This window comes from Thiobacillus thiophilus, assembly GCF_055378705.1.
In genome coordinates this window covers 2000647-2016967 of the sequence record NZ_AP042404.1, presented here as the reverse complement: position 1 = coordinate 2016967, position 16321 = coordinate 2000647, and the positions used below count along the sequence as shown (strand labels likewise).

Below are 16321 nucleotides of genomic sequence, written 5' to 3'. Positions count from 1 at the left end.
ATCAGGGTGAATGGAATCATCCTGCCACAGCTCGCACTTATGGCGGCGCGCATTACAGATTTGTAATCCACTTGCCATCTTCATGTTGGGCGTGTGCTTGCAAGATACCGTCACCGCTACGGTGGCCCGGCAACAACTGACAAGGCACTAAGTCACCCAATATAAACCGGCTCCTGCATCGGGCAGGATAGGCTCAATCTATCCTCAGACTGGAGCCAAGCATCATTTGAGTTAGGAGAGCAGTCTCACATGAAACCTTTTGCCTCACATTACTTATCGGTTCCGGATTTGCCGCGCCGTCGATTCGTTCAGGGACTTGCTGCGGGTGGCATCCTGCTTGGCCTGCCGGCGATCATCAAGCCGGCTCGGGCAGGTACGGTCGATACCAGGACAGGTGACGCTCCGGTGCTCAGTGGTACGGAATTTGATCTCACGATTGCGGAAACGCCGGTCAATTTCACCGGCACACCGCGCATGGCCACTACCATCAATGGTTCTCTTCCCGCACCCACGCTGCGCTGGCGGGAGGGCGATAGCGTGACCATTCGGGTTACCAACCGGCTCCCGGTTGATAGCTCCATTCACTGGCACGGCATCCTTCTGCCATTTCAAATGGACGGTGTGCCGGGGATCAACTACAAGGGCATCGCCCCGGGGGAAACCTTCACCTATCGGTTCAAGGTGGGGCAGGCCGGCACCTATTGGTACCACTCGCATTCCGGATTTCAAGAGCAGACCGGCATGTACGGCACCATCGTCATCAAACCAGCGGGCGGCGAGAAGATCCGCGCCGACCGTGATTATGTGGTGCAGTTGTCCGACTGGACAGACGAAGACCCGATGCAGGTTCTGTCCAAGCTCAAGATGCAGAGCGACTACTACAACTTCAACCAGCCCACCGCTGCGGATTTCTTCCGCGAAGTCTCGCGCAACGGCTTCAAAGCCGCGCTCGACAACCGCAGGATGTGGAACGAGATGCGTATGAGCCCGACCGATCTGGCCGACATCTCGGCTTATACCTACACCTATCTGATGAATGGCACCACCCCGGCCAGGAACTGGACCGGGCTGTTCCGTCCGGGCGAGAGGGTACGCCTCCGCTTGGTCAATGGCAGCGCCATGACGTTCTTCGATGTGCGTATTCCAGGGCTGAAGATGACTGTGGTGCAGTCTGACGGTCAGGACGTCGAGCCGGTGACGGTGGACGAGCTTCGCATTGGCGTAGCCGAAACTTACGATGTGATCGTCACCCCCAGGGACGATGCCTACACGCTGTTTGCCCAGTCCATGGATCGCACCGGCTTCGCTCGCGGTACGCTCGCCGTCCGCGAAGGCCTCTCCGCGTCCGTGCCGGCCCTCGATAAAGCCGAATGGCTGACCATGACCGACATGATGGGCGCGATGAACGGCGGGATGGGCGGGATGAATCAAGGTGGAATGAATGGCATGAGCATGAACGGCATGGCCATGGACCACAGCCAACGCGCCATGCCGGGCATGGCAATGGGCGGCGGGATGGCTGGCGGGATGGCCACACCGAGTAGCCAGGTGCGTCACGCAAAAACCGAATATGGTCCCAGTACCGACATGCGGGTGGATACCCCTCGCATGAACCTGGACGATCCCGGCATCGGCCTGCGCAACAACGGCCGTCATGTCCTGACCCTGGCCGATCTTCATACCATCGGCGGCCCGCTTGATCCACGTGGCCCCGGGCGCGAGATTGAGCTGCATCTGACCGGCAACATGGAGCGCTATACCTGGTCGCTCGACGGTCTTGAGTTCGGCAAATCCACGCCCGTGCATTTCCGTCATGGTGAGCGGCTACGGGTCATCCTTCATAACGACACCATGATGACCCACCCCATGCATCTGCATGGTATGTGGAGCGAACTGGAAAGCCCTGATGGAAGTTTTCAGGTCCGTCGTCACACCATACCCGTACAGCCTGCACAACGGATCAGTTTCCTTGTCAACGCCGACGCACTGGGCCGTTGGGCCTGGCATTGCCATCTGCTCTATCACATGGACACGGGCATGTTCCGTGAAGTGGTGGTGGCGTAAGCGATGCAGATGATAGTGAGGAAAAAGACGATGAATAAGCACATGAAGTTGCTGGCCGTATTGATCGCCGCCTTGAGCGCGTACCCGGTATGGGCGCAAACCGATGCTGCAGCCGATGCGATGCCGGAGATGGGCCACAGTACCCTGGATCAGGGTGCAATGCCGACAATGGACCACAGCAAAATGAACCATGGTGCCATGCCTGACACCTCCGCCGCACAACCGAATATGAACCACGACATGTCAGGATCCAAGGAAGAAATGCAGAACATGGATCATGGCGAAATTAATATGCAAGGTGGTTCGGCCCCGGCGGATGCGCGTGACCCTCATGCCTATTCGGGAGGATATACGCTCGAGTCTGGTCCCTATTCGCGTCCCGGGCCTCGAGAACTGCGTATGGCGGATGAACACAACTTTGGCGCTCTACTTGTCGACCGATTCGAGTGGGTCCACGCCACCGGTGGTGGCAACGCCACGGCATATGACATTCAGGGCTGGTTTGGCCGCGATTATGACCGTCTGGTCGTCAAGGCCGAGGGCGATGTTGCCAAGGGAAAATTGGAGGAGGCGCGGACCGAATTACTCTGGGGACATGCCATTGCCACTTTCTGGGACACACAGCTTGGCGTGCGCTACGACAGCGGCGCGGGCCCTGATCGTGGCTGGTTAGCATTGGGTGTTCAAGGCCTCGCACCGTATTGGTTCGAGGTCGATGCGGCTGCCTATGTGGGCGATGAGGGAAGAACTGCACTGCGTCTGGGTGCGGAATATGAATTGTTGCTGACGCAAAAGCTTATTTTGCAGCCGCGCATTGAGTTGAATGTGTACGGCAAAAGCGATGAGGTGCGGGGCATTGGCTCTGGGTTGTCTGAAACGCAGGCGGGGTTGCGTCTGCGCTATGAGTTCACGCGTCGATTCGCACCGTATATCGGCATTGAGCGGGCCAGCAAGCTTGGCCAGACGGCCGATCTGGCTCGGGCTGATGGTGAGAAAACCGGCGAGACACGTTGGGTCGCCGGCGTACGTTTCTGGTTCTGATCGACTGCCAAGCAAGCGAAACATGAAGAGGGATGAGCACAAGTTGCCATCCCCTTTTTTCGACATTTTGCCAGTTCGGTGCCCCTGCCGATGAATCGATTTTTCGGCAGTCTTTTGTGTCACCGAGGAGCGAACGGATGAAACGTTTTTTGATGGAGGTTCTGGCCGAATTGGTCATTGGCGAGCGGTTGACGCAGTAGCCGTCTATTTTGGCCTGTTCAATGTTTCGGCTGATACCCCGCACAGTCAGCCTGCCTATCGCACGATCCAGGCAGCACGCGAAAACGTCATTGACCACAGCACACGAGATCTGACGGTACCAGCCGCGGCCGTTGTGAAGCGGGATGCCATCAAACCACGTAGATGACGAAATTGTAATCTTCTCGTCAGCTTGCTGTGGGGTGGTATGGGTCAAACTGAATCCAGCCTGAAATAAGGTGTTTCGTGTTCAGGATGCCGGCATGCTTGATCGGGTAAAGCCTGGCGACAACATCCGCTTTCTGGCCGAACAGGTGAATGGCGCTTTGACGGTGACCCAGCTCGAAACAATGAAGTAACCCGTGCAGGTGTGAATTCAATTGCACAGAAAAACGAGGAGGTTTTATGAACGTCAAAATCATTGCGACCAAGGAGTGCAGTCATAGCCTGGGATTGCAGCATGAGCTCAGAGACATGGGTATTTCGTTCGAAGTATTGCTTGTTGAAGAGCATCCGGACCTGGTTGCGACACATGGCATTCGGCACTCTCCGAACATCCTGGTGAACGATGAAGTCGTTTTTCGGGGGCAGCCCAGTCCGCATGAGCTGCGGCAGTTTTTCAGCCAGGCCTGACGGCCATCTGGAAACGAGATGTTGCAATGCGATACAGGTCGAGTAGGGCTCGGTATCTTGCTACAGCCGTATTGAGCATGGCCTCTGTCAGTAGTCATGCTTACGCGGCGGGCAATCCCGATCGGGGTGCGGCAGTTTTCAATGGGACGTGCATTGCCTGCCATGGTAGCGATGGTTCTGGCAGTCTCCCCGGCGTCCCGGATCTCACTGGACGAGCGGGATTACTGTCACAGGACGACACAGTCTTGCTCAAGCGGATGACAGAAGGATTTCAGTCGCCCGGCTCTCCACTGGCAATGCCTTCTCGGGGCGGCGACCCCGGATTGAGTGACGCAGATTTGAAAGCCGTTTTGGAGTACATGCGCAAGGAATTCAAGATTGCACCCTAAAGCCATGAACTCAAATAAGGAGAGAAACCGAATGCATCGCGCCAGGGTGTTTGTTCAGCGCAATTATTCACGCCGGTATTGGCTTCTGTTTTCGTTGCTCATAGCGGCCAACATGACGGTTCACGCGGCAGGCTTTCCCCAGCCGAGTCCTGGTTTGATGCCAAACCCGGCAAAAGGCAAGGTCCTTTATAACCAGAACTGCGCATCGTGTCATGGTGCCGACCTGAAAGGTAGCGACAAAGGCCCGCCATTTCTGCATCGGGTATATGAACCCTCTCATCATGCGGATCTGGCTTTCCAGTTGGCGGTGAAAAATGGGTCGCGTGCACACCATTGGCAATTCGGGGACATGAAACCTGTCCCTGGTCTGAACCCGGATGATGTCGCGCATATGACGACCTATGTCCGGTCTGAACAGCGCAAGGTCGGCATTAAGTAAGCCGATTTCTCAAGGAGAGAACCAAAATGCGCCACATCAATATGTTTGTATTGGGAATTGTCTGGCTAGGTAGCGGACATTTTGCCTTTGCTGCGCCAACCGCCTACATTCCCCTGGGTTCCGGCAATGAGGTCATCGCTGTCGATGCCGCAAGCGGGAAAATCATTAAACGCTACCCTGGGGTGGAAAATCCGCATGGCCTGGTTGCCGCGCCAGACGGCGAGTATCTGATTGCAGGAAGCATTAAGGAAACCCCCGTCCCTGCAGGTGCGCCGGCAGATACACCGAACAGCAAACTGTATGTAATCCATCCTGAACACGGCCATGTAATGGCGGAAATCCCAGTCTCCGGATGGACCCACCATCTGGCGATTACCCCCGACGGCAAATATGTGATTTCCACGCATCCGACTCGCGGTGGAATCAGCGTTGTCGATATGATCGACAACAAGGTCTACAAAACCATCAAAACCGGACCCGCACCGAATTACACGCTGGTGACGAAAGACGGGAAGCGTGCTTACGTGAGCAATAGCGGCAACGGAACCATCAGCGAGATCGACCTCACCAGGTGGGAAGTGACCCGTTCACTTGAGGCTGGGCCGTCGCCCGAGCATCTGGTTTTTTCTCCCGACGAAAAAACCATCTATGTTGCGAATGATCGAGCCGGCACGGTTTCCGTCGTGCCAGTAAAGGAAGGCAAAGTCGAGACGACTTACAAAATTGGCAAGCGTCTGCATGGGCTGGATATCGGAGACGACGGAAAAACCCTCTTTATCAGCAGCCGTTCGGACGACAGGCTGGTGGCACTTGATACCACAACCGGGACGCAACGTACGTTAACGCTATCCCCCGAGCCCTATCACCTCGACAGGATTCCCGGCACCGGGAAAGTGTATGTCTCCAGCAGCAAGGCCCCAATCATCTGGGTCATCGATCAAAAGACATTTACGGTGACCGGCACGATTCAACTCCCGGCAGGGGAAGGTCATCAGACGGCAGTGGTTCCATAAAACATTCATTCGATGGCATAGACAGCACCATGGTGAATGCCAACAGGATTCATGTAAATGGAAACGAAAGTATTTGACTCAATTATTAATTGAAATTGCAGTGTGATGAGCGTATCGGCGTGGCACTGGCGAAGTGGTTGGTGGTCCCTAGAAAGATTTGATGATGGGTCTTTTCGAAATCCGCTAAAGAGTGGCTCCCTCGGGAGCGTAGGTCGTTCTTTTTTAACTGGAAGGAAAAAACATGAAACAGAATTTCACTACATCCGCGTTGTTGTCATCCCTGTTTGCCGCCGGCATTTTTGCTTTGGCGCTTCCGGTCAACGCCCAACAAATGGGTCCGGGAATGGCCGGTAACAAGATGGGCAATAGCATGCCTGGTCCGGGCGCGCAGCAAATGTCCGGTTTGCAGCACGATATGGCTACTCAGATGATGGGGATGGCTGAAGAGATGGCCAAGGGAAACATGAGTGCCGCACAGCAGAAGATGATGAGCGAACGCATACGCACGATGGGAACCATGATGGGTGACATGTCCGGCATGATGGGCCAGGGCATGATGATGGATGCCAATACCCAGAACCGCATGAATCAGATGCGTACGCAAATGGACGGGATGATGCACGGTGGTGGATCGCCCATGATGAAGTGATGGGGGTAGACCCGGCGACGTCGGATGTCTGCCGGGTCTAAGCAGGTTCGGATAAATATTTTGTGTGATGTCTGGCCCTTATCCCTGCATCACGGCTGATCGATGTTACATCCTCCGCCCGGCCCCAATTGCTATTCGCATTCGAAAAAGTAATGCGCCGCCTTCCTTTCAAGTGGGAAGAGTGTCCAACAAATAGTTGTTTCCTCAGGAGAGTAAAGATGATGGGTGGTTATGGAATGACGGGGGGCTTTGGTGGAGGATTTGGCGGAATTCTCATGATCCTGTGGTGGGTGCTGATCATCGTTGGCATTGTCTTCCTGGTGAAATGGTTGGTCACGTCGAGCAGTGCAGGCGGACGCAGAGACGATGGCAGCAAAGCGCTGGACATCCTCAAGGAACGCTATGCGCGCGGCGAGATCGACGAACAGGAGTATCAGAAGCGGAAAAACGATTTGACGCAGTAGCCTGGCGGTTACCGGCGTAAGAATCTTGTGACTGAAAGAAAGGGTTGGCCATGAATCGGAAAAGCGTTTTTTGGGTTGCCTTATGGCTTGTCCTCGTGGTTGTCACAGGCATTCTGGCCTTTGGTACCGGGCTCGGGTCGATGAGCTTTGGACCGTGGCATGACCGGGGTCGAATGGGGGGCTGGAGCAATGATTCCCGGGTGCAAGGACCCTATGGTGGATACGGAATGGGGCCGGGAATGATGGGGGGGTTTGGAACTGGACGGGGCATGGGCATGCCTTTTTGGATGATGGGCCAGTACGGTGCGGGCATGTATGGCATGGGTGCGGGTATGGGCACCGGCATGATAGGGGGCAGCTATCCCACGGTGCCAGGTCAGATCCCAGGTCTCACGCCTGAACAGGAACAGAAGCTAAGCCGACTGCAGCAAGAGTCGATGGAGGGAAACAGCAGCCTGGCACAGCAGTTTGGGGCTACTCAGGACAAGCTCAACCTTTTACTCATGAACGAGAAGCGCGACTGGAACGCGATTCGCGCCGCCTCGCAACACCTGTTTGATATTCAGCGTCAGCAACTCGACTCAAATCTCGATTTGCAGCAAAAAACAGATGGCTTGTTAACCGATAGCCAACGGAAGGATATGGCGCGCGCCTGGCGAGGTTACGGATGGACAGGGTCGGAATAAATGACTTCTTTGAAACAAATAAGCCGCAGACGTTTTCTCAGTGTGCTGGGGGGAACGGCTTTGATGGGTGTCGTCTCGGGCAAGACGCAATCCGCGCAACCCGCCGCAACGGCATCAGGCTCATTCACCCCGGATCTGGAACTGGAGTTGCGTGCTGTGCAGGATCAGGTTCCGCTCTTCGCCGGCGCGCCGACCCATGTATGGCGCTACCGAGGCAAGGTTTTGAAAGGCGACGCACGGGCCGTCACCCATCACCCCGATAGCCCGCTTGGCCCGGTGATTCGGGCTCACCGCGGCACACGTGTGCGCATTCATTTCGTCAACGAGCTGCCTCAGCCCAGCGTCGTCCACTGGCATGGACTGCTGGTGCCGGAAGCGGCGGACGGGCATCCGCGTTATGCCGTCGGCCCGGGCGGGCGCTATGTCTACGAGTTCGAAGTGATCAATCGCGCCGGTACCTATTGGTTCCACCCACATCCCCACGGCATGACAGGCCCACAGGTCTATGCGGGCCTCGCGGGCCTGTTTGTCGTGACCGATGACGAGGAACGCGCGCTCAAGCTTCCAGACGGCGATCGTGATGTAGGTCTGGTGATTCAGGATCGCAGCTTTACCCGAGGCAACCAGTTGCAGTACACGGGACAAGGCGGCGGCATGATGGGCATGATGTTTGGCATGATGGGTTTCCTGGGCGACCGGATCCACGTCAACGGGCGTCCGGATTTCACCCTCGCAGCCGAGCGCAAACCCTATCGCCTGCGTGTGTTGAATGGGTCGAATTCCCGCATCTACAAACTGGCCTGGGGCGATGGCTCACCGCTGACCGTAATCGGCACCGATGGCGGATTACTGACAGCACCGGTCAGCCGGCCGTATGTCACCCTCGCGCCTTCGGAGCGGGTCGAGCTGTGGGCCGATTTCTCGAGCCGAGCCGCTGGCGAGGAATTGAACCTGGTCAGCCTGCCTTTTGCCGCATCGAGCGGCGGCGGTGGAATGATGGGTGGAGGCATGATGGGAGGCGGTAGCGCTCCCGCTCAAGGAACTGCGTTCCATGTACTCAAGGTACGGTTGGGCCAGGGTGCAGCGGTTTCAGAAAAGTTGCCTGAGCGGCTCACCAGCATTCCTGCCTTGCATCCAGAACAGGCCCACAACCTGAACAACCCCCGAGTCATTCGTGTCACCGCAAGTGGCATGCGCTGGAGCTTGAATGGGCGCCTGTTCGAGATGGAAGGCGTGGCGAATGATGAAGTGGTACGCCTCGGGACGACGGAAGTGTGGGAATTCGTCAATGAGGCCGGCATGGGCATGATGGGCAGCATGCCGCACCCACTACATGTGCATGGTGTCCAGTTCCGTGTCATCGATCGGCGCATTCACCCTGATGCGACGTCTGCATGGCGCAGCGTGAGCGAAGGCTATGTGGATGAAGGATGGAAGGACAGCGTATTGGTCATGCCGGGCGAACGGGTCCGGGTATTGATGCGCTTTGAGAGTTTCCCCGGCTTGTACCTGTACCACTGCCATAACCTGGAACACGAAGACATGGGGATGATGCGGAATTTCCGCATCATGGCGTGAGGCGGAAAGCGGCATGAGTGAAGCACAGGCAAAGATGAGCAAGGGACCGTTCGATGTCGACCGAACCATCCCGTTGCGACCTGTTGCTGCGGACAAGTTCGAGGAAGCCGTACGGAAAATATGCGCTCTCGAGCCAGTCGTCGATGCCCATATCGACCGGCACGGCCAGCTCCGCATTCGGTATGTCGCCTCCAGTGTCGGGATTCGCGACATTGAACGGCTTCTCGACGAATCGGGGGTTCGGCGCCCATCCAATGCGTGGTGGCAATTCAAGTCGGCGTGGTACCGCTTTCTTGATGACAATGCCCGAACCAACGCCCACGCCAGTGGAGGCGCATGCTGCAACCGGGCGCCTACGCCATGGAGCGGCGACCGTAACGTGGACCGGAAGGATTGAGCCATGCCTGTAGCCAAGGCCAACGCGACCGATGCCAAGGTATGCATGGCCTGCAGCGCGGCTAATGTACCCGGCCGGTTGCGGTGCCATCATTCGATGGCGTTATCTACAAATACAAATTATTGGGTCGGCATGCCCGACAGCCAAAATCACTCAGGATTTCGGAGACAGTGATGAATGACAGCACAAAAGATCCAGTATGCGGGATGCAAGTCAGTCCGGATTCTTATGCCATGGAGTATCTGGGAATGCATTACGCCTTCTGTTCCCAGCAATGCCAGGATCGTTTCAAGGCGAGCCCGCATCTTTATGTTGGCGTGCCGGGTCAGATGGCGCCCAAGCATAAGGGAGTGGAAATTTTGAAGCAACGGCGTTTCCGCCTTGAACAGCCTATGTCCGATACGGACGCGTCCATTCTTGTTGAAGCGTTGAGCACCATGATGGGCATCCAGCATATAGAGATTGCTGGAGACATCGTATCCATCACCTATGACCTGTTGCAGGCGACCGCAGAACAGATTGAAGCACGCATGGGTCAGGTTGGCTTACGTCTTGGAGCAGAGTGGCCGGCACGGTTGCAGCGCGGTTTTGTCCATTACCTGGAAGAAGTTGAGGTAGGCAATTTGGAAGTTACGCCGCACTCAGGGCATCACTAAATAGCGCTGCGCGCTAAAGCCGCGCAGAGTCCCTGAACTCAGACGTTGGGGGGCAGCTATAACGAGGCTACCATCCTTGTTTGTGCTGCGTTGAGCACACTTGCCGCAGAGGTTTGGCCCGGCCGCAATATTGATCGAGCGCGATTCATTGAACTACTTGTGCGCTTTGGACCCACACCCAACATTTCAAAAACCATCAGCGCCAGGTCGGCTTCGGAGACGAGCTTGGGCAGGTAGTACACCGATCCCCGGCCGATGCCCAGCAACTCGGCCTGACGAGTGACGGTGAGGATGTGGTCACGGTCGATCATGGCTTTGCGCTCAGCAATCCCGCTTTGGTGAGCGCGCGTTCTAAAAAATCGCTCTCCAGCGCCAGCTGGCCGATCTTAGCGTGCAGCGGAACCAGATCGACCGGCTCGGTGGCTTCCGTGCCCGCGCCGAAGACGTCGGTGGCGCGTTCAAGCAATTTCTTCTTCCATTCGGCGATTTGGTTCGGGTGCAACTCGAACTCCTTGCACAGCTCAGCCATCGTCTTGTCTTCGCGAAGGGCTGCCAGCGCTACGCGCGCCTTGAATGCCGGATTGTAGGTGGCGCCGTGCCGATTTCTTGACCATCAAAAACTCCTTCTCGCCAGGCATCTTCCAGCCCAGCATCATGCCCGGAGTTTCCACTTATAACGCTGTACCGTTTTGCGGAGCCACTTCTCTGCAAAATGTGCTGTGCGCTGACGCACACGAAGCAGAAAATAGTTCGGCGGATCTGCCCCCGGCGCATAGGGGCCGGTCATGTTAGGGAACCGCTGATTAATTTGTCGTTGCGAGGCGCGCAGCGACGCGGCAATCCAGAAATGCCCGCTTGATCGATATGCTGGATTGCTTCCCGCCGCGCTTCGCTCGCGGTCGCAATGACGGCCATATCGAATTAATCAGTGCTTCCTTAGTTTTACTGTGTCACAAATTGCGTTTAACCGATCCGCAACACGGACATCGCTGCAGGCAAAGTACGATACGAGCGGCGATGAGAAAGCGAAGCGTGGCGATCGAATCGGGTACGTGTCGTTGTGCTCGCCCCGCTGCCGCGAGGCTGGTAATTTTTGGGTAGGGTAGGCGCTTTTGGTCGAGCAGCGTTTTTTTTACTGCCCAGCGCGAGGCGCTGATGCAGCAAGAAGGCGTAAGCAGCAATGCACAGGGTGGCGTGATGATGCAGCCCTCGCCAATTTCGCCCTTCATACTGGCCCAGGCCAAACTCCTGCTTCAATTCCCGATAGTCACGCTCGATGCGCCAGCGCATCTTGGTAACGAACACCAGTTGCTCAATCTGCGTATCCGCAGACAAGGTCGAGAGGAAGTACTTCAGCGGTTCCGCATCGCCTTCCGGCCACTCGATCGGCAACCACTCCTCGGGACGCTGGGTGCTTTGCCAATAGTCGCGGTAGGCGGTACGGATGCGCACTGCGGCAAAACGCGAGCTTAGTGTTTCGTTCGTGCCTTCGCGCCAGGCCACAGTTTGGTAGGCTTCGCCCGGCAAGGCCAGCGCCAGCGCCTTGACCGACACCGGCGTGTGGCCGGGCGCACGGCGCAGGTTCTTGCTGGGGCGTCCCCGGCCTGCCGTGGGCTCGGGCGGCAAGGGCGCCACGCCTGGCGCCCACACACTGGTGGCCGATCTGATGCCGACCGCGTAGCGCAAACCCATCGCGGCCAGTTTGTCGCGAAACGAGGCGCTATCGCCATACGCCGGGTCAGCCAGAACAATTCCGGCAGGCACTCCATCGTCTTGAGCTTGCTTCACTTGGGCCAAGGCAATGTCAATCTTGGTCGAGAACTTGATGTCCTCCGGAACACCCGCTGCATGGCAGCGCGGCAGGTCACCCGTCCATTCCTTGGGCAGATACAGGCGCCACTGGATGGGCAAACTGCCCGTGTCGCTGGCCAGCGACAAACTGACAGCAACCTGGCAGTTCTCGGTCTTGCCCAGTTGACCACAGTATTGCCGGGTGACGCCGACCGAGTGAGTGCCCTGCTTCGGGATGCCTGTGTCGTCAATGATCCAGTAGCAACCGCGATCGAAATTCAGCGCCGGTTCCACAACGGCTCGCACTTCCCTCAACACCGCTTCGTCCGACCACGCCGACTTGGCCACAAAGTGGTGCAGCGACTGGTGCTTGGCCTGAACGTGCAGCGGATCGACATGCGCTGCCAGCGGCTCCACGCTCTTGCGTTTGATCGGCAACATCAATCCCCGACAGTAGTCCATCAACCCCGTCCTTCGATCCGCATGGCCAAGCACACCCGCCAGGCGATCAAGATACCGTTCCAGTTCGTCTTCGACTTCCATGACATCGCCCTCAGTAAGGAAGATGTTCTGAAATATAGGCAAGTTTCAGAATTTAGTGACACAGTCAGATTAGAGGCCCGTCTTTTTTGATCTCACGTTCGGCCTGCAGCCAGTCCTGTTTCGGATGGCCATCCTGGCGTCCATGTTGCTCATACAATTCATGGGCGCGCTTGGAAATTTGTTGTTGTGGATCGCCGCCTTGCTTGTCTTGCGGCAGCGCGGTAGGGGTATCGGAACCCCGTGATAGGCGGAGCAGGCGCGCATTGATCGCGACAATCACGGTGCTCGCGGCCATCAGCGCCGCGCCCAGTGCGGGGGAAAGCAGCACGCCCCAGGCGTACATAGCGCCGCCTGCCAGCGGGATGGCGAACGCGTTATAGCCGGTCGCCCAGACCAGGTTCTGGATCATCTTGCCATAGGTGGCCTTCGACAGTTTGAGGAGCGCCACGACATCCAGCGGGTTGCTGCGCACCAGGATGATGTCTGCGGTTTCGACCGCCACATCCGAACCCGCCCCGATGGCGATGCCCAGATCCGCCTGCGCCAGCGCGGGCGCGTCGTTCACGCCATCGCCGGTCATGGCCGCCACCATGCCGCGGGACTGGACTTCCTTGACCTTGGCGGCCTTGTCCTGCGGCAGGACTTCGGCGAAGAATTCGTCCAGTCCGATCTGGTTCGAAACCCATTCGGCGACCTGCCTGTTGTCGCCGGTGAGCATCATGCACTGGATGCCCATTGTCTTGAGCGCGGCAATCGCCTGCTTCGACTCGGGGCGGATGATATCGGCCAGGGCAATCGCGCCTTGCAGTTGCCCGTCGACCAGCACGAATACGACGGTTTTGCCTTGCGCCTTGAGTTCCTCCACGCGCGCGTCGGTCATGTCGATGTTTTGCTCGCGCAGGTAACCCGGACTCACCACCTTGACGTCCTTGCCCTCGACCCGTGCCTCGGCGCCTTTGCCGGCAATGCCCCTGAAATTTTCAATGGGCAATTTATTTTCGGCGGTGTCGGCAATGGCGCGGGCGATCGGATGCTCGGAATGGGCTTCGACCGAGGCCGCATAGCGATGCAGCGTGTCTTCGTCGATGTCCTGCGAGAACAGCAGGGTCTCGGTCACGCCAAAACGGCCTTCGGTGAGGGTGCCGGTCTTGTCGAAAATGATCGCCTGGACTTTTCGGGCGCTCTCGAACGCGGGGCGATTGCGAATCAGCAGCCCATTGCTCGCAGCCAGCGCCGTGGAGACCGCCACCACCAGCGGCACGGCCAGTCCGAGGGCATGCGGACAGGCGATGACCATGACGGTCACGGCGCGCTCGATGGCAAAGGAAAGCTCCCGGCCCATGACGCTCAGCCAGATAAAGAAGGTGATCGCGCCGCCGCCGAGCGCAATGATGGTGAGCCACTTCGCCGCGGTGTTGGCCAGGTCCTGAGTCTTCGATTTGCTTTCCTGAGCCTGCTTGACCAGATCGATGACCTGCGACAAAAAAGAATCCTTGCCGGTGCCTTTGACCGCGATGGTCAGCGAGCCTTCGCCGTTGATGGCGCCGCCGATGACCTTGTCGTCCGTCTTCTTGTTGACCGGTGTCGATTCTCCGGTGAGCATGGCTTCGTTGACCGCGCTCTCGCCCTCGACGATGACGCCGTCCGCAGGGATTTTCTCCCCCGGTTTGATCAGCACTTTGTCGTCCACCGCCAAATCGCTCAGCGGCACGTCCTTCACACTGCCGTCGGGCATGAGCTTGTGGGCGTCGGAGGGCATGAGTTTCGCCAATGCCTCCAGGGCTTTGGAGGCGCCCATCACCGATTTCATCTCGATCCAGTGCCCCAGCAGCATCACGTCGACCAGGGTGGCGAGTTCCCAGAAGAACACCTTGCCGGTCAGGCCAAACACCACGGCGCTGCTGTAGGCATACGCGGTGGTGATGGCGACCGCGACCAGCGTCATCATTCCGGGCTGCCGGGATTTGAGCTCCTCGTACAGCCCTTTCAGAAACGGCCAGCCGCCGTACCAGAAAACGGCAGAAGACAAGCCGAAAAGTACATACAGGTCGCCGGAAAACCGGATGGCCTCACGCAAGCCCACCAGCTTTTGGAGCATGGGAGAAAGCCCCAGTATGGGCAGGGTCAGCGCCAGCGCGATCCAGAAGCGTTTCCGGAAATCGGCGGCCATGTGGGCGTGATGGCCATGAGTGCCGTGTTCTGAGTCGCCGCCGTCGTGGAGATGGCCTGCGTGTCCAGTGTCGCTTTCCTCGTGCAGGTGAGACGAATGGGCACTCATAGCTTGCACTCCTTATGGCAACTTATGGCAACGCATGATTCCTGAAGCCATCAATGGCATACGCCAGCCGTAGTGTTGTGCCTTCAGGCTGTCCATGGAAGAACGGTTAATGACTTAACTTGCCGAAAAACTCCCGTAGCTCATGCGGCGTCGGCTGTCCCCGGAAAACGACTTCATCGTTCACGAGGAGATTCGGGGAATGCCGGATGTCGTGTGCCATGACTACCCCCGGCTCATCCTCGACGAACAACACCTCGAATGGGATACCCATATTCCTGAGTTCTTGTTGCAAGCTCAAACTGTGACTGCAACTCTTTGTCGCAATAATCTTGACGTTCATGAGAACCACCTTGCCTTGTGTAAAATTCGACCCGCCCGTCTCCATCAACAACGGAATCTATCGCTATCCAGAGACTCGATGGGACGCATAGCAGTCCTAACCTGTTTCCCCCGCACGCCGGTTGCCTCTGTGCATGGCCTCTGTCATTTCACGCTGTGGCCTTCGCCGCGATCCTGCTCTACACCTGCATGGCTGTGAGACCGTCGTGTCGCCCGTTCTCGTTGTAAAGCACGTCGATGACCACACCCTTGTCGTCGAACTCCAGGGTAACCTTCTTCCAGGATAGCCAGAGACGTAGGCTCGGGTTTTCCATCCCGGTTACTGATGCTGATGACATTGTGGATGACCAAGGGCGATCAGCAGGATAGGGATGAGCCAGACCAGGACCATTCCCAATCCCATGCCAAAAGGTTCAAAACCAACCATATCCCGCCCCTTTAATCCGGTACTTTAAGTACCTGCGATCCGATGGGTTATCTCGCCGGGCCATACAACTCTGTGTTAGTAGCTCGGCCACACCTCATCGGTCCTGTGGCTACCATCCCCCTGCTTGTGGGGCACATGCCCGCTTGGCTGATCATCAAGCAGAACCGATCCGTAGCTATCGCCGCCCCCTCTTTCCGGCTCATGACTGTCACCGGCAACGTGAGGAAAATGTATGTCATGCACGTTGGTAATACCCTGCTTCAGGTCGGGGTTGCCACTCTGATCGTCTGCCCAAGCCGGTGCGACCAGCAGAGCCAGGGTAGTGAATGCAATTGCGGATTTCATGATTTGCTCCTTACTTTCGGTTAAGTGAATACGGTGGGAACTTCCGCCGTGACGGCCATTACTTGGCCGGTTTCTCGGGGACGCCTTGAGGCATGTCCATATTGCTCTGCATCATCTCCATGCGTTTGACCATCATGTCGTTACCGCTGGACATACCTTGAATCAATTCGCCTTAGGGTGATCTAACCACTTATTGCAGCACCCGCGAGTCGGACTCTTGTAGACATCAATCACCGGGGTTGCCGGGGCAGCCCAAGGCGCTTGGGCAAGACCGCCGATGAGAAGAAAGCTGGCAACAGCATTTTTCATACAAGACCTTTGTTCAGGAGTAGGGGCCAGTATGGAATGGGGTTTGCCACATCGACCTGACGCAGGGATTACATTTGCGTCA

The 16321-nt window shown here is 57.3% G+C and carries 17 protein-coding genes and 1 pseudogene; 13 read left to right on the top strand and 5 right to left on the bottom strand.

Annotation, left to right across the window (positions count from 1 at the left end):
* The first annotated feature begins 249 nt into the window (after positions 1-249).
* The 13 genes from ACZ41T_RS09845 (at position 250) to ACZ41T_RS09785 (ending at position 10207) form a co-directional block, all read left to right on the top strand.
* Positions 250-2064: a copper resistance system multicopper oxidase gene (locus tag ACZ41T_RS09845; RefSeq protein WP_464921221.1), complete on the top strand. Its 1815-nt coding sequence runs from the start codon at positions 250-252 to the stop codon at positions 2062-2064.
* A gap of 30 nt (positions 2065-2094) precedes the next feature.
* On the top strand, positions 2095-3105 hold the full coding sequence (locus ACZ41T_RS09840; RefSeq protein ID WP_464921220.1) for a copper resistance protein B: 1011 nt from the start codon (positions 2095-2097) through the stop codon (positions 3103-3105).
* Between the two features lie 461 nt (positions 3106-3566).
* Positions 3567-3662: a hypothetical protein gene (locus tag ACZ41T_RS09835; RefSeq protein ID WP_464921219.1), complete on the top strand. Its 96-nt coding sequence runs from the start codon at positions 3567-3569 to the stop codon at positions 3660-3662.
* A 46-nt stretch (positions 3663-3708) separates the two neighbouring features.
* The gene (locus ACZ41T_RS09830; RefSeq protein ID WP_464921218.1) at positions 3709-3936 is read left to right on the top strand and encodes a thioredoxin family protein; all 228 of its coding nucleotides are present in this window, start codon (positions 3709-3711) and stop codon (positions 3934-3936) included.
* A 26-nt stretch (positions 3937-3962) separates the two neighbouring features.
* Complete coding sequence (locus ACZ41T_RS09825) at positions 3963-4325, top strand: c-type cytochrome (RefSeq protein ID WP_464921217.1); 363 nt, start codon at positions 3963-3965, stop codon at positions 4323-4325.
* 4 nt (positions 4326-4329) lie between these two features.
* Positions 4330-4764 carry a c-type cytochrome gene (locus ACZ41T_RS09820; protein WP_464921216.1) on the top strand — a complete coding sequence of 145 codons (435 nt, stop codon included), beginning with the start codon at positions 4330-4332 and terminating at the stop codon, positions 4762-4764.
* A gap of 26 nt (positions 4765-4790) precedes the next feature.
* Positions 4791-5777 carry a YncE family protein gene (locus ACZ41T_RS09815; protein WP_464921215.1) on the top strand — a complete coding sequence of 329 codons (987 nt, stop codon included), beginning with the start codon at positions 4791-4793 and terminating at the stop codon, positions 5775-5777.
* Positions 5778-6018: 241 nt separating this feature from the next.
* Positions 6019-6426: a hypothetical protein gene (locus ACZ41T_RS09810; protein WP_464921214.1), complete on the top strand. Its 408-nt coding sequence runs from the start codon at positions 6019-6021 to the stop codon at positions 6424-6426.
* 218 nt (positions 6427-6644) lie between these two features.
* Positions 6645-6890: an SHOCT domain-containing protein gene (locus ACZ41T_RS09805; RefSeq protein ID WP_464921213.1), complete on the top strand. Its 246-nt coding sequence runs from the start codon at positions 6645-6647 to the stop codon at positions 6888-6890.
* A 50-nt stretch (positions 6891-6940) separates the two neighbouring features.
* On the top strand, positions 6941-7576 hold the full coding sequence (locus ACZ41T_RS09800; protein ID WP_464921212.1) for a Spy/CpxP family protein refolding chaperone: 636 nt from the start codon (positions 6941-6943) through the stop codon (positions 7574-7576).
* Entirely contained in the window at positions 7577-9154 is a 1578-nt protein-coding gene (locus tag ACZ41T_RS09795) for a multicopper oxidase family protein (protein WP_464921211.1), read from the top strand.
* Positions 9155-9167: 13 nt separating this feature from the next.
* A complete protein-coding gene (locus ACZ41T_RS09790) occupies positions 9168-9551 on the top strand; it encodes a hypothetical protein (RefSeq protein ID WP_464921210.1) in 384 nt (127 codons plus the stop codon).
* Positions 9552-9724: 173 nt separating this feature from the next.
* Positions 9725-10207 (top strand): YHS domain-containing protein, encoded by a 483-nt coding sequence (locus ACZ41T_RS09785; RefSeq protein ID WP_464921209.1) that lies wholly within the window; start codon positions 9725-9727, stop codon positions 10205-10207.
* A 194-nt stretch (positions 10208-10401) separates the two neighbouring features.
* On the opposite strand, the pseudogene ACZ41T_RS09780 reads toward ACZ41T_RS09785, so the two are convergent.
* From ACZ41T_RS09780 to ACZ41T_RS09760, 5 genes and pseudogenes are all read right to left on the bottom strand, one after another.
* Positions 10402-10763 (bottom strand): annotated as a pseudogene (locus ACZ41T_RS09780) (transposase); the annotation flags it as partial.
* Positions 10764-11170: 407 nt separating this feature from the next.
* Positions 11171-12541: an IS701 family transposase gene (locus ACZ41T_RS09775; RefSeq protein ID WP_464921208.1), complete on the bottom strand. Its 1371-nt coding sequence runs from the start codon at positions 12539-12541 to the stop codon at positions 11171-11173.
* 64 nt (positions 12542-12605) lie between these two features.
* On the bottom strand, positions 12606-14819 hold the full coding sequence (locus ACZ41T_RS09770; protein ID WP_464921207.1) for a copper-translocating P-type ATPase: 2214 nt from the start codon (positions 14817-14819) through the stop codon (positions 12606-12608).
* Positions 14820-14925: 106 nt separating this feature from the next.
* On the bottom strand, positions 14926-15159 hold the full coding sequence (locus tag ACZ41T_RS09765) for a thioredoxin family protein (protein ID WP_464921206.1): 234 nt from the start codon (positions 15157-15159) through the stop codon (positions 14926-14928).
* Positions 15160-15660: 501 nt separating this feature from the next.
* Entirely contained in the window at positions 15661-15930 is a 270-nt protein-coding gene (locus ACZ41T_RS09760) for a hypothetical protein (protein ID WP_464921205.1), read from the bottom strand.
* Positions 15931-16321: the final 391 nt, after the last annotated feature.